General features: G+C 60.2%; 16 protein-coding genes. 7 read left to right on the top strand and 9 right to left on the bottom strand.

The features are described 5' to 3' along the window. Window positions 1–102: 102 nt before the first annotated feature. Both HCK86_RS04950 and HCK86_RS04945 read left to right on the top strand, forming a co-directional pair. A complete protein-coding gene (locus HCK86_RS04950; protein ID WP_176083349.1) occupies window positions 103–1,515 on the top strand; it encodes an L-serine ammonia-lyase in 1,413 nt (470 codons plus the stop codon). A gap of 54 nt (window positions 1,516–1,569) precedes the next feature. Beyond that, window positions 1,570–2,004, top strand: a complete 435-nt coding sequence (locus tag HCK86_RS04945; RefSeq protein ID WP_176083348.1) for a DUF1489 family protein — start codon at window positions 1,570–1,572, stop codon at window positions 2,002–2,004. 283 nt (window positions 2,005–2,287) lie between these two features. Here the strand turns inward: HCK86_RS04945 and HCK86_RS04940 are convergent, their stop codons facing one another. The 4 genes from HCK86_RS04940 to HCK86_RS04925 form a co-directional block, all read right to left on the bottom strand. Continuing rightward, entirely contained in the window at window positions 2,288–3,064 is a 777-nt protein-coding gene (locus HCK86_RS04940) for an amino acid ABC transporter ATP-binding protein (RefSeq protein ID WP_176083347.1), read from the bottom strand. 18 nt (window positions 3,065–3,082) lie between these two features. Then, window positions 3,083–4,204 carry an amino acid ABC transporter permease gene (locus HCK86_RS04935; RefSeq protein ID WP_246739472.1) on the bottom strand — a complete coding sequence of 374 codons (1,122 nt, stop codon included), beginning with the start codon at window positions 4,202–4,204 and terminating at the stop codon, window positions 3,083–3,085. A gap of 34 nt (window positions 4,205–4,238) precedes the next feature. Continuing rightward, window positions 4,239–5,432 (bottom strand): amino acid ABC transporter permease, encoded by a 1,194-nt coding sequence (locus HCK86_RS04930; protein ID WP_246739452.1) that lies wholly within the window; start codon window positions 5,430–5,432, stop codon window positions 4,239–4,241. A gap of 100 nt (window positions 5,433–5,532) precedes the next feature. After that, entirely contained in the window at window positions 5,533–6,558 is a 1,026-nt protein-coding gene (locus tag HCK86_RS04925; protein ID WP_141149592.1) for an amino acid ABC transporter substrate-binding protein, read from the bottom strand. 365 nt (window positions 6,559–6,923) lie between these two features. Between HCK86_RS04925 and HCK86_RS04920 the strand changes: the two genes are divergently transcribed. Further along, window positions 6,924–8,114 (top strand): cystathionine beta-lyase, encoded by a 1,191-nt coding sequence (locus HCK86_RS04920; protein ID WP_176083345.1) that lies wholly within the window; start codon window positions 6,924–6,926, stop codon window positions 8,112–8,114. Window positions 8,115–8,134: 20 nt separating this feature from the next. Here the strand turns inward: HCK86_RS04920 and HCK86_RS04915 are convergent, their stop codons facing one another. The 3 genes from HCK86_RS04915 to HCK86_RS04905 form a co-directional block, all read right to left on the bottom strand. Continuing rightward, the gene (locus tag HCK86_RS04915) at window positions 8,135–8,644 is read right to left on the bottom strand and encodes a Spy/CpxP family protein refolding chaperone (RefSeq protein ID WP_176083344.1); all 510 of its coding nucleotides are present in this window, start codon (window positions 8,642–8,644) and stop codon (window positions 8,135–8,137) included. Between the two features lie 90 nt (window positions 8,645–8,734). Then, a complete protein-coding gene (locus HCK86_RS04910) occupies window positions 8,735–10,045 on the bottom strand; it encodes an ATP-binding protein (RefSeq protein ID WP_176083343.1) in 1,311 nt (436 codons plus the stop codon). 2 nt (window positions 10,046–10,047) lie between these two features. Continuing rightward, window positions 10,048–10,767, bottom strand: coding sequence for a response regulator transcription factor (locus HCK86_RS04905; protein ID WP_176083342.1), 720 nt, complete (start codon window positions 10,765–10,767; stop codon window positions 10,048–10,050). Window positions 10,768–10,917: 150 nt separating this feature from the next. Between HCK86_RS04905 and HCK86_RS04900 the strand changes: the two genes are divergently transcribed. From HCK86_RS04900 to HCK86_RS04885, 4 genes are read left to right on the top strand one after another with little or no spacing between them, the layout of a single operon-like run. Next, window positions 10,918–11,166 (top strand): cysteine rich repeat-containing protein, encoded by a 249-nt coding sequence (locus tag HCK86_RS04900; protein ID WP_176083341.1) that lies wholly within the window; start codon window positions 10,918–10,920, stop codon window positions 11,164–11,166. 5 nt (window positions 11,167–11,171) lie between these two features. Beyond that, on the top strand, window positions 11,172–12,335 hold the full coding sequence (locus HCK86_RS04895; protein ID WP_176083340.1) for an efflux RND transporter periplasmic adaptor subunit: 1,164 nt from the start codon (window positions 11,172–11,174) through the stop codon (window positions 12,333–12,335). Beyond that, window positions 12,332–13,486, top strand: a complete 1,155-nt coding sequence (locus tag HCK86_RS04890; protein WP_176083339.1) for an ABC transporter permease — start codon at window positions 12,332–12,334, stop codon at window positions 13,484–13,486. Before HCK86_RS04895 ends, HCK86_RS04890 begins: the two co-directional genes overlap by 4 nt. Further along, on the top strand, window positions 13,483–14,196 hold the full coding sequence (locus HCK86_RS04885; protein ID WP_176083338.1) for an ABC transporter ATP-binding protein: 714 nt from the start codon (window positions 13,483–13,485) through the stop codon (window positions 14,194–14,196). Before HCK86_RS04890 ends, HCK86_RS04885 begins: the two co-directional genes overlap by 4 nt. A gap of 168 nt (window positions 14,197–14,364) precedes the next feature. Here the strand turns inward: HCK86_RS04885 and HCK86_RS04880 are convergent, their stop codons facing one another. Further along, window positions 14,365–15,210: an SH3 domain-containing protein gene (locus tag HCK86_RS04880; RefSeq protein ID WP_176083337.1), complete on the bottom strand. Its 846-nt coding sequence runs from the start codon at window positions 15,208–15,210 to the stop codon at window positions 14,365–14,367. A gap of 205 nt (window positions 15,211–15,415) precedes the next feature. Beyond that, on the bottom strand, window positions 15,416–16,096 hold the full coding sequence (locus HCK86_RS04875; RefSeq protein WP_176083336.1) for an SH3 domain-containing protein: 681 nt from the start codon (window positions 16,094–16,096) through the stop codon (window positions 15,416–15,418). Window positions 16,097–16,105 lie beyond the last annotated feature (9 nt).

Here is a 16,105-nt window from a genome sequence, read left to right as displayed (position 1 = left end):
GGTGTCGTCCCTGGCCGAGGCAGTGTCGGTTGCAGGCGCTTGTCTTGCCGCAATCCATCGCTACCTTTGAAAAACGTGGCATTTGGAGCAGGGAGCAGCACGATGTTTCTATCGGTTTTCGAGGTGTTCAAGATTGGTATCGGCCCGTCCAGCTCCCATACGATGGGGCCGATGTCGGCAGGCGCGCGTTTTCTTGAGCTGATTGCCTCGACAGACTGGCCGCGCCCGGCTGGTGCGCGGGTGGCGCGGCTCTCGGTCAGCCTGCATGGCTCGCTCGCCTTTACCGGTGTCGGCCATGCCACGGACCGCGCGGTGATCCTCGGCCTTTCCGGTGAGCGGCCGGATACGGTCGATCCGGATCTGATGGATGACATCATTGCCAGCGTCCGCGAGAACCGGCGGCTGATGCCGCCAGGGCATGAACCCTACCTCTTCGACATCAACGAGGATCTTGTCTTTGACCGCAAGACCGCCCTGCCGGGCCATGCCAATGGCATGGTTTTCTCGGCGCTGGACCAGAACGGGGCGGTGCTGCTGCGGCGAACCTATTATTCGATCGGCGGTGGCTTCGTGCTCAGCGAGACCGAGCTGGAGGCCCTGCGGAATAACGGCCCCGATCCGGCGTCGGGTTCACCGGTGCCGGATATCCCCTTTCCGTTTCGTTCCGCGCGGGAAATGCTGGAGATGGCCACCAGATCCGGGCTGACGATTGCCGGCATGAAGCGGGCCAATGAGGAAGCCCGCATGTCCCGGGCAGACCTCAATGATGGGCTCGACCGGCTCTGTCAGACCATGAGCGACTGTATCAACCGGGGGCTGAAGGGCGAGGGCGTGCTGCCTGGCGGTCTCAGGGTGAAGCGCCGCGCCGGTACGCTCTATCAGCGGCTGCTCAATGACCGTCAGCATAACCAGTTCGATCCGATGATGGCCAATGACTGGCTGTCGGTCTTTGCCATGGCCGTGAATGAGGAAAACGCGGCGGGCGGGCGTGTCGTGACGGCGCCCACCAATGGCGCCGCTGGCGTCATCCCGGCCACGTTGCGCTATTTTCGCGAGTTTCACGATCCGATGGGGCGGGAAACGATCCGCGATTTCCTGCTGACCGCCGCTGCCATCGGCGGCATCATCAAGACCAATGCTTCCATTTCGGGTGCCGAGGTCGGCTGTCAGGGGGAGGTGGGCTCAGCCTCGGCCATGGCGGCTGCCGGACTTGCCGCGGCCATGGGCGGCACGCCCGAGCAGATCGAGAATGCCGCCGAGATTGCGCTGGAACACCATCTCGGCATGACCTGTGATCCCGTTGCCGGCCTGGTTCAGGTCCCCTGCATCGAGCGCAATGCGCTGGGCGCGGTGAAGGCGGTGACGGCGGCCTCGCTGGCACTGAAGGGCGATGGCAGCCATTTTGTGCCCCTCGACAACTGTATCGAGACCATGCGCCAGACCGGCGGCGACATGGATGCGCGCTACAAGGAAACCTCGCTTGCCGGCCTTGCCGTCAATGTGGTGGATTGCTGAGGTGGCCATGAATTGGGGCTTGACCATGATCGCCATCAGCGGTTCAAGAGGACTATGAGCCTTCACATCCTTAAACTCTGCGTCGGCGCGACCGGTATCGAGGACCTACGCGAATGGGTCGCCGAGCGCGCCATGGCGGCGATTGCCGCCGGGCTGGAGCCGCACAGCGTCCACACCACGCGCATGACGCCAAAGCGGCGTGACGAGCTGTTGGAGGGCGGTTCGCTCTACTGGGTCATTGGCGGGCAGGTCCGCGCCCGTCAGACGCTTCTCGATATCGCCAACCACACGGACGCGCAGGGGATCGAGCGCTGTGACCTCATTCTTGCGCCGCAGGTGATCGAGACCGTACCGGTGCCCCGCCGGCCATTTCAGGGATGGCGTTATCTCAAGGGTGAGGAAGCCCCGCGCGACCTTGATATCGGCGAAGGCGGTGAGGAACTGCCGGAGGCGCTGCGCGCCGAACTGGCTGAGCTCGGCCTGCTCTGATCAAGAAAAACGGACCGTATCCGGCCCGTCCGACTGCTGACAAAGTCGCTCAGATTGCCGGCTCGTAGTGGTGGAATGGCTGCCCCTTCCGTCGTCATCCCATGCTTGTCACGGGGATCCAGCTTCATAAGGCACTGAATAAAAGGTCCTTATCGCCGCGCAGACGCGCGTCGGCATCATGCCTGTGACAAGCACAGCCATGATGCCAGAAAAGAGGGGCGAGGTTTTTCAGCAGCCTGACGGGCCGTTTCCGGCCCGTCTCCATGTTCGCATCCGAACAGTCTCAGTGCAGGATCTGGCTCAGGAAAAGCTTGGTACGCTCATGCTGCGGATTGTCGAAGAATTCCGCCGGGGAATTCTGCTCGACGATCTGGCCCTGGTCCATGAAGATGACCCGGTTGGCAACCTGGCGGGCGAAGCCCATTTCATGGGTGACGCACAGCATGGTCATGCCTTCTTCGGCAAGGGAGACCATGGTGTCGAGCACTTCCTTGATCATTTCCGGGTCGAGCGCCGAGGTCGGCTCGTCAAACAGCATGATCTTCGGGTTCATGCACAGCGAACGGGCAATGGCCACACGCTGCTGCTGACCGCCGGAAAGCTGGCCGGGATATTTGTTGGCCTGATCCGGGATCTTCACCCGCGTCAGATAGTGCATCGCAATCTCTTCGGCTTCCTTTTTCGGCATCTTGCGCACCCAGATCGGCGCCAGGGTGCAGTTTTCCAGAATCGTCAGATGCGGAAACAGGTTGAAGTGCTGGAACACCATGCCGACCTCGCGGCGCACTTCGTCGATCTTCTTCAGATCGTCGGTGAGCTCGACATTGTCGACGATGATATCGCCCTGCTGATGTTCCTCGAGGCGGTTGATGCAGCGGATCATCGTCGACTTGCCCGAGCCCGACGGGCCGGCAATGACGATACGCTCGCCATTCATCACTTTGAGGTTGATATCGCGCAGCACGTGGAAGTCGCCATACCACTTGTTAACATGGATAAGTTCGACCGCGACATCGGTGTCCGAAACGGTCATCTTCTTTTCATGGGACGTGTCAGCCATGATTTTCCCCTTCAATTCTTATCGTTTGTGTCCGGTGTCGAGATGGCGTTCCATGAAGTCGGAATAACGCGACATGCCGAAGCAGAACAGCCAGAAGACAAAACCGGCAAAGACGAGACCGGTGAGCGGTGTCATGGGCGAAGCCCAGCTGGCATCAGAGAAGTTGAACTTGATGATGCCGAGCAGATCGAACATGCCGATGATCGAGACCAACGACGTGTCCTTGAAGATCGAGATGAAGATGTTCACGATCGACGGAATGACCAGCTTGATTGCCTGCGGCAGGATGATGAGCCGCATGGTCTGCCAGTAGGAGAGCCCGAGCGAGGCAGCGCCTTCGAACTGGCCCTTTGGCATGGCCTGCAATCCACCGCGGATGACCTCGGCCATATAGGCTGAGGTGAACAGCGACACGCCGATAACGGCGCGCAGGAACTTGTCGAAGGTCCAGCCCTGAGGCAGGAACAGCGGCAGCATGACACTGGCCATGAACAGAACGGTGATCAGCGGCACCCCGCGCACGACCTCGATGAAGATCACCGAGAGCATCCTGATCACCGGCATCTTCGACCGGCGCCCGAGCGCCAGCAGAATGCCGAGCGGAAGCGATACGGCGATGCCGAAGAAGGACAGGATCAAGGTGATCATCAGCCCGCCCCAGTCGGCGGTTTCCACGCGCGGCAGGCCGAAATAGCCACCATAGATCAGCACGAAGGAAACGATCGGCAGAACGAAGAACAGCAGAACGGCGTTCAGGCCCTTTTTCGGCGCCGAGGGCATCAGCATCGGGATCAGCAGGATCGTGAACAGCACGAAGACCAGTATCGGCCGCCAGAACTGCGCATCGGGATAGCGTCCGAACAGGATCTGGTCGAACTTGGCGCCGACAAAGGCCCAGCACGCGCCGCTCCAGCCTTCAGGCCGGATGCCGCCCTGGGCAACCGTGGCACAGGCCTCGCGGCCGGTTCCGGTCCAGGCGGCATTGATGAACAGCCAGTCGACAAGCGGCGGCAAAGCCCAGACCAGAAGCGCGATCGCGATGATGGTCAGGACGATATCCTTGGGCGTCGCCAGAAGATTGGCGCGGGTCCAGGATGCGATCGAATGGGTGTTTTCGGGCGCTGCGGACTGGCCGAGCATTTCCGTTCGGACAAATTTGACGTCATGCACCATCTTATCTCTCCACCAGCGCCATTTTGGCATTGAACCAGTTCATGAACACCGACGTGAGCACGCTGAGCGAAAGATAGACCACCATCCAGATCGTCACGACTTCAACGGCCTGACCGGTCTGGTTCAGGATCGTCTTGCCGACGGCGACGATATCGGCATAGCCGATGGCGATAGCGAGCGAAGAGTTTTTCGTCAGGCTCAGATATTCCGAAGTCAGCGGCGGAATGATGATGCGCATCGCCTGCGGTACGACCACGAGGCGGGTGACGAGATTGGGGTGCAGGCCGAGCGCGTTGGCCGCTTCGGTCTGTCCCTTGGCAACGCCATTGATGCCGCCGCGAATGATCTCAGCCATAAAGGCGGCCGTATAAAGTGACAGCGCCAGATAGAGCGACATGAATTCCGGGCGCAGTGAAGCGCCGCCTGACAGATTGAAGCGTCCAAGCGTCGGCATGTCAAAGGTGACCGGCATGCCGGTGACAAAGAACGCCAGCAGCGGCAGCCCGACAATCAGCGCCAGGCCGGTCCAGAACACCGGAAACTGCTGACCGGTCGCCATCTGGCGCTTCTTGGCCCAGATCGAAATGCCGATCGTTGCGACAATGCCGATGACGAAGGCGATCAGCATCGCGATCGAGCCGGGACCAAACACCGGCATCGGCACGGTGAGGCCACGATTGTTCAGATACATATCCAGCGGCAGCTTCAGCGATTCGCGCGGAGACGGCAGAATCGACAGCACGCCGGTATAAAAGAAGAAGATGACAAGCAGCGGGGGAATATTGCGGAAGATTTCCACATAGACCTGGCAGAGCTTGGCGACCAGCCAGTTGCGCGACAGGCGCCCGACACCGACAATGAAGCCGATGATTGTTGCTGTGATGATGGCCGTGATCGATACGGCGATCGTATTGATGAGGCCGACCACAAAAGCCCGGCCATAGGTCATGTCGTTATTATAGGGGATCAGCGACTGCGAAATATCGAAGCCGGCGCGATTGCCCAGAAAGCCGAAACCGGAGGCAATGCCGGCCCGGTTCAAATTGTCGATCGTGTTGTCTACCACCCACCAGATCGCTGCAAGAAACAGGATCAACGTTATGAATTGATAGAAGAAACCACGCACGGCAGGATTGTAAAGCATTGCCGTTATGCTGGATTCCCGCAAGGGAGGATTATTTGTCTGCTCAGCCATATTGTCCCCGAAAGCCCTTTGTCTGGTTTATTTTTGTAAGGGCAAGACGGGGAAACCCCGCCTTGCCGTCTTCATGACCATAAAGGGTAGTGTACCGGTCTCAGCGTACCGGCGGGCCGTACTGCAGGCCGCCCTTTGTCCACAGGGCGTTGAGGCCGCGTTCGATCTTCAGCGGGCTGCCGGTGCCGACATCCTTGTCGAAGACTTCGCCGTAGTTACCAACATACTTGATGATGTTGTAAGCCCACTTTTCATCAAGGCCGAGGTCGGTGCCGAGCTTGCTGTCAGCTTCGCCGCCGAGGAGACGCTTGATGTTGGGGTTATCGGAAGAAACCATGTCGTCGACATTGGCCATGGTGATGCCCATTTCTTCCGCATTGACCATCGCATACTGAACCCAGGAAACGATGTCGAACCACTGATCGTCGCCCTGACGGACGGCCGGGCCAAGCGGTTCCTTGGAAATGATTTCCGGAAGAATGACATAGTCATCCGGGTTGGACAGCGTCAGACGGATCGCATAGAGGCCCGACTGGTCGGTGGTGTACACGTCGCAACGGCCCTGATCGAAGGCGTTGTTAACGTCTTCAAGCGCTTCGAATACAACCGGGTTGTATTCCATGCCGTTGGCCTTGAAATAGTCAGCCAGGTTCAGCTCGGTGGTGGTGCCGGACTGAACGCAGACAGCGGCGCCGGAAAGCTGCAGGGCAGAATCAACACCCAGGCTCTTCGGAACCATGAAGCCCTGGCCATCGTAATAGTTGACGGCGCGGAAGTTGAAGCCGAGCGAAGTATCGCGGCTCAGCGTCCAGGTCGTGTTACGTGTCAGAACATCGACTTCACCGGACTGCAGAGCCGGGAAGCGATCGGTGCCGGTGGTCGGCACAAACTTTACAGCCGTCGGATCGGCGAAGATCGCTGCGGCGATACCGCGGCAATAGTCAACGTCCAGCCCCGACCATTCTCCCTTGTCGTCGGCTGCAGAGAAGCCAAGAAGACCGGTGCTGACGCCGCAGGTGACGTAGCCCTTTGCCTTGACGTCATCGAGCGTCGTGGCCGACGCGCCATGAGCGCCGAGGCCAAAGACCACTGCGCCAAGAGCGGCTGACAGAAGCGTCTTTTTCATTTTCCCAACCTTTGTTTATCATTGAAAATAGCAACCGGTCCCCTCGATCGCGAAATATAATTTAAGGCACCAGCCGCTGCTCGGCGAACCCCTCGGTGCGAGCCAGCACATCTCAGTCGCAATTTTCCAGATGGTCAAGACTTGCTAAAAAAAAACGGACTGAATTTACCAAAAACGTCCATTTATGAGAATTTTTTAGGCAGAAATCGATTTTTTAAGCACATATCTGGTCACAAATTTAGCGCTAACACATGAATTAATTGTTCAGTCTTTTGCGTTGTTTAACCAACTGACTTGACCAGTGGGCATTCGCGATTCAAAACAGTGCCAAAGACCTTCCCACGCGATCAGAGTAAACTTGTCCAATGTCAAAAAAACATGCCGCCGCCGCTTTCGAGGGCGATAACACCAGGCTTGCACATATCGGCTATGCACCGCTTGACTTTCATGGCTTCGTAAACCCGCCGGTTGTTCATGCGTCCACGGTGTTGTTTCCTGACGCGGGTGCGACCGAGCGGCGCGAGCAGAAATATACCTATGGCACGCATGGCACGCCGACCACCGATGCGCTCTGCGCTGCGGTCGACACGCTGGAGCATTCTGCCGGGACGCTTATCTATCCGTCGGGTCTTGCCTCGATCACATTGCCCTGGCTGGCTTTCGTGTCACCGGGCGATCACGTGCTGATCGTCGATTCCGTTTATGATCCGGCGCGCCGCTTTGCCGATAATTTCCTGACCCGCATGGGCGTTGAGGTCGACTATTATCATCCGGAGGAGGGCGCTGATTTCGAGCGCCTGATCAAGCCCAATACCAGCCTTGTTCACACTGAAGCGCCCGGCTCCAACACGTTTGAAATACAGGATATCCGCCTGATCAGCGAGATTGCGCATGCCCATGACGCCATCGTTTCGATGGACAATACCTGGGCGACGCCGCTTTATTTCAAGCCGCTCGACTTCGGTGTCGATCTGTCGCTGACGGCGGCGACGAAGTATTTCTCCGGTCATTCCGATGTGCTGATGGGAACGGCCTCGGCCAATGAGAAATGTTTCCAGCGCCTTTATGACAACTATACCTGGATGGGCGTCTGCGGCGCGCCGGATGACAGCTACCAGATCCTCAGGGGCCTGCGGACCATGGGCGTCCGGCTGGCGCATCAGGAAAAGAGTGCGCTTCAGGTCGCCCGTTTCCTCGAAACCTGCCCGGATGTTGCCCGTGTCCTGCATCCGGGACTGGAAAGCTTTCCGACCCATGCGCTGTGGAAGCGTGACTTCAAGGGCGCGAGCGGTCTCTTTTCCTTCGTGCTGAAGGCCGAAAAGGGTGCCTTCAAGGCTCGCCAGCATGCCTTCCTTGATGCGCTGGAGCTGTTCGGGATCGGCTATTCCTGGGGCGGTTATGAATCGCTTGCCGTGCCGGTCAATCTGTCATCGCGAACCGTTGCGCTTGCGCCTGAGGAAGGGCCGGTGATCCGGCTCCAGATCGGACTTGAAGATGTTGCAGACATCATTGCCGATCTGGAGCGCGGTTTTGCCGCCGCGGCGACGGCTGACTGAACAGCTGGAGGGATTGCTCCTCAGTCGTTGCAGACGGCTGAAAGCCGCTGCATGAGCCGGCCGCTGGGAACGCGGGCGGCGGCAAGCTGATCGGGGGTGAGAACGGCCTTGAGATTTGCTGTCGCTGCTGCCAACGCGTCTCCTTCGGCGCCGCGCGCCTGCAGCCGCGCTGCAACGGCAGATGCGACCTGCAGGCCGTTCCATCCCGCCTGCGACATGCCCTCATGTGCCATGTCGCGGAATTCCGAGATCTGTGTATCGGTCGGTATCAGTGCGATCACGGCATCCGAAAAGGCGTTCCATGCGTCCTTCTGGGCTGTCGTGATGCCGATGGCCCGCTCTTCGGAGGCGAGAAAAGCGCCGAAGAGCAGACGCAGCCGTGCCGGATCAAATCCGGCTGCGGGATTTTTCAGGGACCGGCACAGGCGTGACGGCTGCATGTCCTGCGCCCGGGCCTCGGCTGCCAAGAGCGGCAGACTGGCGGCGAGAATTCCGGCGAAGGCAAGTGCAGCCCTTCTCTTTTTCTTCATGCGCTCCTACGTCCTTTTCATCGTTGTCGGTGAAGGGCCGAGATTGCCGGATGGACTTTGCAGCGGTTGGTCGCTTTGTATCGAATTGTTTCAGACACGCGGCAGGCTCACGGCGACGCGCAATCCGGTCGCCGGCGCCTTGTCGAGGGTGATTGCCCCTCCGGCGGCATCAACGATCTGTTTGGCAATGGTGAGGCCCAGTCCCGTGCCACCGGTTCCGCGATTGCGCGACTGCTCGACCCGGTAGAAGGGTTCAAACACCTTGCTCCGTTCTTCTGGCGCAATGCCCGGACCGTCGTCATCGATGACGAGATGAGCATGTCCCTGATCAGCCCAGATCTCGATATCGAAATGCGTACTGTAGCGTTCGGCATTGCCGATGAGATTGGAGACAACACGCATCAGACCGATCTCACTCAGGGCGACATGGATTTCCGCATCGGGGGCTGAAAGGGCGTAGCGCTCCGGATCAATGCCGGACAGTTGCGCGCGGATCGCGGCAACCAGCGGTGTGCCGGAACCATCATGTTCCGCCGTTGAGGCCGCCGCAAAATCAAGCGTCTGAGACAGAAGGGCCCGCATGGTCTCCAGATCGGCGATCGCGGCATCCCGCTTTTGCCCCTCCGGCATCATTTCAATTCGCAGGCGCAGCCGGGTCAGGTAGGTGCCCATGTCGTGCGAGATGGCGCCGAGCAGCATGGTCCGTCCGGAGACCAGCGTGTCGATTCGCGTCTGCATCCGGTTGATAGCGGCAATCAGCTGCCTTATTTCCGCGGCTCCTGTTTCCGGTATCTGATTTTGCGGGGCCGCCGTTCCGAAACGTTCGACGGCACGCGACAGCGCCACAAGCGGCCGCATCTGTCTGGCAATGGCGATCAGTGCGACGATCGCAATGACCAGCCCCGTGAGGCCGGCGAAGAATCCGATCGGAATGCCGAGCAATCTGATCGTTACGTTGTCATGCAGTTTGAGCGCCAGAAAATCGCCGGTCGCAAGCTCGACATAGACCTCGAATGTTCCGTCCGCGCCAAACAGGCTGTCGCTGATGTTGCGGGCGGCGACAATGCGGCCGTCGATGCCGCGCGCCATGAGCGCATTTTCAAGCACTTCGCGAATGCTGGGCATGCCGAAGCGTGGACCGCTCTCCTTAGGCGGTTCTGCGACGATCGCCATCGACCGGTCTGCTCCGGCACCGGCCTCCAGAAGCAGGGCCCGGGTCTCAGGATCCGAGCGGTCCAGAAGCTCCACCAGCGAGGCGATCCGGTCCGGCATCCGCATCAGCGTCTCGACCGGCCCGGTGACCCTGATCGACAGGTAGAGGATGAGAGCGACGAACTGAATGGCCAGAAAAGCAGCGGCGATGATCAGTATCAGCCGGGTGACAAGGCCGATCCGTTTCATGCTCAGCCCTTGATAACATTGGCGGAGAACAGATATCCGGCATTGCGCACGGTCGTGATCACATTGATTCCGTCGCCGAGATGCGGCTGCAGCTTGGCTCTCAGCCGTGAGACGGTGACATCGATGGTGCGATCGAACGGATCCATGTAGGATCGTCCGCGGGTCAGATCGAGCAGCTGCTCGCGTGACAATACGCGCTGCGGGCGTTCCAGTAGATTGGCCAGCAGGTCAAATTCGGCGGTGGTGAGATCAATGATCTGACCATCGGGATCGGTCACGCTGCGGGCATCGAGATCGACGGCGATTTCTTCGAAGCGGCGAATCCGGCGCGGGCTTTCAACCTCATCACTGTCGCCGCCAGTGCGACGCAATATGGCGCGGATGCGCGCCAGCAATTCCCGCGGGTTGAAGGGTTTCACGAGATAGTCGTCTGCGCCGAGCTCAAGGCCGACAATGCGATCGATATCATCCCGCTTGGCCGTCAGCATCAGGACGGGAACGTTTGAATGTCCGCGCAGACGCCGGCATATGGAGAAGCCGTCCTCGCCGGGCAGCATGATATCAAGCACGACAAGATCCGGCATGCCGGCGGCGACCAGCCGGTCAAACCCGGTGCCATTCTCGGTGACGTGAACCTCATACTCCTCCGCACCGAGGAATTCGGCCAGCAGTGCGCGAATCTCCGGGTCGTCCTCGACGATGATCAGTTTCTTTGCAGACATGAAAAAAAGATGGCGCGCGGATGGCGCTTTGGCAAGCATTGCCGGGCTTTGGATACAAAACGTAACAAAGCGCACCGGCTTTGCAAACACGGCGTAACGAACCCGGCGCAGATCATCATGCATCAACGACCAGTCATTGGAGAATGATGCATGTTTCGTGTTCTCACCCTCGCCAGCCTTGTGATCGGTTTTTCGGCCGGCGCCAGTCTTGCTGCAACCTCCCTTGCTGATCTGCGGTCCGTCTGCCGGGCGGACGTCAAGGCCTATTGCGCCAATGTTGCGCGGGGCGATGGCAAGCTTCAGGCCTGCATCGCCGACAATATCACCTCCTTCAGTCCTGAATGCCGGGCTGCTCTCGACAAGGCGCGTTCCGAGCGTGCGGACATCAGCGGAGAATGACGGCATTGCAAAAACCTGATCGGCGCAGGCGACGCATTTCGCCCATCTTGCTCGTCTCGGTGATCTGTACCGCGACCGCCATCGGATTTGTCGGCTATCGCTATTTCTACCCGAAGGCGGTCGAGGCGGGTGTGGTGTCGGTCGTGCCGCTGGTCACCGAGGCTGTCGGACCGGCAACACTCGACGCGCTCACCATGACATCGGTTGCCAGCCGGGTCGCGGGGCGTATCACCGAGATCAATGTCGATGAAGGCGATCATGTGCGTGCCGGTGAAGTGCTGGTGCGTCTTGTCGACAGTGATACCAGGGCGGCGGTGCTCGAAGCCGCAGCGCAGCTGCGTGCCGGGCAGAATGCAGTCAATGCGGCCAAGGCGGATCTGGTCAGTGTCCGTGCCGTCAGCGACAATGCCGCGCGGCTCTATAAGCGTCAGCAGCAGCTAATGACGACGGGAGCGACAACGCAGACCGCGCTCGATAATGCCGAGGCCGATGCCAGCCAGGCTGCGGCAGAACTGGACAAGGCGACGGCAGCGATCGCCCAGGCGGAGGGCAATGTCGACGCCTACAGGGCAGCGCTTGATGTTGCCAATGCCAATCTGTCGGAAACGGTGATCCGGGCGCCTTTTGACGGTGTGGTGGTTTCAAGGGATCAGAGCGTCGGTGCGGTGGTGACGGCCGGTGTCGGCATAATCCAGATCGTGGATCCTGCGTCTCTGGTGCTTTCCGCGCGGTTTGACGAAAGCCTGATCGCCAGGCTCGATCCGGGCATGACGGTTACGGCAGACTTCAACGGAGAGCATGTTTCCGGCTCCGTGCTCAGGATCAACCGCTTCGTTGATACGGAAACCCGTGAGTTCTCCGCCGATGTGAAGCTCGATTCCCTGCCGAAAAACTGGGCGATCGATCAACGCGCCCGCGTTCACATCGCCATGTCGGAACAGACCACGCTGAAAAGCGTCGACAAGGAACTGATCGACCGCCGGCGCGATACGGCTGGTCTCTGGCTGGTGGAACATGGCCGCATCCATTTCACGCCGATCACCTTTGCCGGCGGCTCGCTGACCCGCGCGGTGCTGATCACCCCGGTTGCCGACGGCACGCTTGCGGTCAAGCCGGACCGGCGGCTCTTTGCCTATATGCCGGTGAAGCCGAAGGAGAGCGTGCAGTGAAACTCGCCATCCGCGACATTCTAAACGCGCCGGCCCGCTTCTTGCTGACGGCGGTCGGCGTTGGTTTTCTGCTGATGGCCGTGGTCGGCATGACCGGCCTTTATCGCGGCATTGTTGACGACGCGACCTTGCTGATCAACGCGATCTCGGCCGATCTGTGGGTGGTGCAGGGCGATCGTGAGGGCCCCTTTGCCGAAAGCTCCTCGGTGCCCGCCAATATGGACCGGCGGGTGGAAGGTGTGCCGGGCGTTGCGTCGACGCGGCGTTTCGTTCAGTTCAGCTATCAGTTTGAAGATGATGGCAGGCCATTGCGCGTCGCCGTCACCAGCCTTGATACGCCGACGGATACCGGATCATGGATCCCGCTCATTGCGGGCCGGCATCTGGGCGCCAGTCGCTTTGAGGCAATCGCCAACGAGAATACCGGATTGACGCTGGGCGAAAAGGTGAAGCTCGACAAGGAGGTCATCACGGTCGTCGGCATTGCCAAGAGCATGGTCGATATGAGCGGTGACGGCATGCTGTTCATGTCGACCGCCGACGCGATGGAGCTTGCCCAGCGGCGCACATCCGAGGAAGTGCTTCTCGCCCGTGCCGCTGCTGCCGACAGCACGTCGGCGACCGCCGTAGCGCCCAATGCGGGCAAAATCGCTGCCGTCCTGGTGACGCTTGATCCGGCAGCGGATGAGCAGACGGTGGTCAACCGGATATCCTCCTGGGGCGATGCGGAGGTGGTCACCAACAGTCAGCAGCGCGACATGATCCTCAACAAGCGGCTCGGCAAGCTGCGCTTCCAGATCCTTGCCTTCACCATTCTCATCCTGGTGATCACCTTTCTGGTGGTGTCGCTGATCATCTACACGATGACACTGGAAAAGCTGCACGAGATCGCCATGCTGAAACTGATCGGCGCACGGAATTCCGTGATTGCCGGCATGATCGGCGGCGAGGCGGCGCTGATCGGTATCGTCGGTTATGGGCTGGCGATCTTCGGATCCTTGATGATCTTCCCGATGTTCCCGCGCCGGATTGTCATCGACGCGGACACGCTTGTTTCGCTCGCCGGGGCGCTGGTTGTCATCTGTGCGGCGGGGAGCTGGATCGGTATTGCCCGGGCGCTGAAAGTCTCGCCACAGGAGGTTCTGTCATGAGCGGAGAAACCGTGCTCAGCGTCGAGAATGCCACGCGGCATTATCGCAGCGGCGATAGCGTGGTGAAGGCGCTGGATGGCGTTTCGCTTTCCGTGCGCCGTGGTGAACTTGTCGGGATCGTCGGGCCGAGCGGTTCTGGCAAGAGCACCTTTCTGATGATCGCCGGACTTCTGGCGACGCCAAGCAGCGGTGCGGTCTGGCTTGCGGGTGAGCGGGTCAATGCGCCTGATGTCGACCTTGGACGTCTGAGGGATTTTCGCCGGCGCCATATTGGCTTCGTGTTTCAGAAAGCCAATCTCATTCCGTTTCTGACCGCAGCCGAAAATATCGCAATCGCGCTGGAGATCGATGATGTTCCGGCGGGGCCTGCGTTGGAATATGCGCATTATCTGCTGGAAGCGCTTGATCTCGGCCACCGGTCCGGAAACAAGCCCAGCCGGCTTTCGGGCGGCGAGCAGCAGCGCGTTGCGATTGCCCGGGCGCTTGCCAATGAGCCGTCGCTGATCCTCGCTGACGAGCCGACCGCTGCCCTTGATGGTACGCGCGGCCGCCAGGCGATGGCTCTTTTTCGCGATATTGCCGTCAAGCGCGACACGGCGGTCGTTGTCGTCACCCATGATCCGCGCGCTTTTGATCTGTTCGACAGGATCTTGACCTTCGAGGATGGCAGGATCGTTTCGGAAAAGCAGCGCGACACGCGCTCGGCCTAGAGCGCCGTGCGTCCTTTTGGACGCAACAGGACGCTCTATCTTATTGAATCTACGCATCGTTCCTTTCGAAAATCGATTCCGATTTTCGAGCCGACGCGCTAGCGCAGGACAAGGAAAAACCGGCGATCAGGAGGATCGCCGGTCTGAACCTGCATAATTGCGCCGTGCCTATCGCCGCTCGATCGGACGGCGGTCTTCCATGCGGTCACCGTCACGCTCGGGCATGCAGCGCCGCGGATCCGGTCCGCAGGCTTCGCCACCGGCGCGCGGCTGGCCATCCTGGCGCATTTGGGGACGCTGGCCGCCCTGTGGCATCGGACGCGGCTGCTGGCGCTGGGCATCGTTTTGCGGCGGCGGTCCGTTGTGACTATCGCGCGGCGGCGGGTTGCCGCCGCCCTGCTGCGGCGGCGGTCCACCGTGATTGCCGTTCTGTGGCGGCGGTCCCCCGTGATTTCCGTTTTGCGGCGGTGGTCCGCCATGGGGATCGTTGCGCGGTGGTTCATTCCAGCCGGGTTGATAGCCGGGCGGGGCATTCCAGCCCGGCGGCTGGTGCCATCCAGGTGGCTGATGCCATCCGGGCGGCGGCGCATAAGGGCGCGGCGGCGGCGGCGGCGGATAGCGGTTCCAGCTGTTGTACCAGGGGTAGCCGCGATAATAGTCGTTCCAGTAGGACATGCTGAAGGCGGTGATTGCAACGCCGGTGGTAAAGGCAATTGCCGGCGTCAGGGTCGACTTCGTGCCCTGATAGGGGACCTGAATATATTGCGCAGCCATCCAGCCGCGATAATTGGCAAAGGAAATGTCGCACCAGCTGTAATCGGCAAGGCAGCCATTGTTGTAGACGCCCGCCCCGGCCGGAACCGTGGTGATGGCGGGGTAGGAGGTCGACGGTCCCGCCCTGAGATTGACATTTGTGGTTGCATAAGCGTTAGCGCCTGCAGCATGCGCTTGAAAGGCGAGCAGGCTGGTGGCAAACGCAATGCCGGTTGGCTTCAGCAAGTTTCTGTATTTCATCGTGATCCGTTCGCTTGGTCAGAACTGGCCATTCCAGATAACGACGAGGAAGATGGCATAAACAAGTTCACAGGTAATTTAAACGCGATCACTTTACGTTACGATCCGCAAGACAGATGACATTCTTGAGCGCAGCGATCTGTGCTTGTGGGCGCAAGCTGAGAACGTCGCTATCCTGCGGATGTGTTTGATCAGGACGGATCTTTCATCGGTGGAAAGACCGCGTGCCACTGCCGCCGTTGGGGCCGGTGCGGGTGACGGTGCAGCCCGGTTCTCCGGCGGTTGTGCAACTGCGCGTGCGTGTTGCCGTGCCGCCATAGGCGCCAGTCGTGCTGCGGGTTGCAGAGCAGCTGCCATCGGCGCAGTTGCGGGTCTGGCTGGTGGAGCCGCCATAGACACCGGTCGTCTGACGGGTGACCGAGCAGCCAGAATCAGTGCAATTGCCGCTTGCCGAATGCGATGTGACGCGGGGCGGCGGTGGCGCATAGGCGCGGGGTGGCGGATAGGCCGCCCAGCGGCCATACCAGGGATAGGCGACGTAGTAGCGATCCCAGTAGGCCCGCGAAAATGTGATCACCGCCACACCGCTCGCAACGGCGATGGCGGGCGTCAGGACCACGCTCTGTCCCTGATAGATGATCCGGATATAGCGGGCGGAGACCCAGCCCCGATAGCTGGCATAGGAAATATCGCACCAGCTGTAATCGGCCAGGCAGCCGTGGCTGACAAGGCCTGCACCGGCAGGCACAACGGTAATCGCCGGGTAGCTGGTGGCTGGCCCGGCCCGCAGGTTGACATGGCTGGTCGCGACCGCCGTGAGCGTTGCGGCCTGGGCCTGAAAGGCGAGGAATACGGCCACCGCCGCAAGGGATAAATGTCGAAACATGGGCACAAA

The sequence above is a fragment of the Martelella sp. HB161492 genome (assembly GCF_013184775.1).
GTDB lineage: Bacteria > Pseudomonadota > Alphaproteobacteria > Rhizobiales > Rhizobiaceae > Martelella.
The sequence above is the reverse complement of the archived record's forward strand: the minus strand, read 5'-3'. Positions and strand labels throughout refer to the sequence as shown.

What these genes read in the sequence shown, in the direction of transcription:
- HCK86_RS04915 (WP_176083344.1), bottom strand. Translation starts at nt 8,644, where the DNA reads ATGAAGAAAAAGAGAAGGGCTGCACTTGCCTTCGCCGGAATTCTCGCC.
- HCK86_RS04880 (WP_176083337.1), bottom strand. Translation starts at nt 15,210, where the DNA reads ATGAAATACAGAAACTTGCTGAAGCCAACCGGCATTGCGTTTGCCACC.
- HCK86_RS04905 (WP_176083342.1), bottom strand. Translation starts at nt 10,767, where the DNA reads ATGTCTGCAAAGAAACTGATCATCGTCGAGGACGACCCGGAGATTCGC.
- HCK86_RS04940 (WP_176083347.1), bottom strand. Translation starts at nt 3,064, where the DNA reads ATGGCTGACACGTCCCATGAAAAGAAGATGACCGTTTCGGACACCGAT.
- HCK86_RS04930 (WP_246739452.1), bottom strand. Translation starts at nt 5,432, where the DNA reads ATGGCTGAGCAGACAAATAATCCTCCCTTGCGGGAATCCAGCATAACG.
- HCK86_RS04945 (WP_176083348.1), top strand. Translation starts at nt 1,570, where the DNA reads ATGAGCCTTCACATCCTTAAACTCTGCGTCGGCGCGACCGGTATCGAG.
- HCK86_RS04950 (WP_176083349.1), top strand. Translation starts at nt 103, where the DNA reads ATGTTTCTATCGGTTTTCGAGGTGTTCAAGATTGGTATCGGCCCGTCC.
- HCK86_RS04925 (WP_141149592.1), bottom strand. Translation starts at nt 6,558, where the DNA reads ATGAAAAAGACGCTTCTGTCAGCCGCTCTTGGCGCAGTGGTCTTTGGC.
- HCK86_RS04875 (WP_176083336.1), bottom strand. Translation starts at nt 16,096, where the DNA reads ATGTTTCGACATTTATCCCTTGCGGCGGTGGCCGTATTCCTCGCCTTT.
- HCK86_RS04920 (WP_176083345.1), top strand. Translation starts at nt 6,924, where the DNA reads ATGTCAAAAAAACATGCCGCCGCCGCTTTCGAGGGCGATAACACCAGG.
- HCK86_RS04910 (WP_176083343.1), bottom strand. Translation starts at nt 10,045, where the DNA reads ATGAAACGGATCGGCCTTGTCACCCGGCTGATACTGATCATCGCCGCT.
- HCK86_RS04885 (WP_176083338.1), top strand. Translation starts at nt 13,483, where the DNA reads ATGAGCGGAGAAACCGTGCTCAGCGTCGAGAATGCCACGCGGCATTAT.
- HCK86_RS04900 (WP_176083341.1), top strand. Translation starts at nt 10,918, where the DNA reads ATGTTTCGTGTTCTCACCCTCGCCAGCCTTGTGATCGGTTTTTCGGCC.
- HCK86_RS04935 (WP_246739472.1), bottom strand. Translation starts at nt 4,204, where the DNA reads ATGCTCGGCCAGTCCGCAGCGCCCGAAAACACCCATTCGATCGCATCC.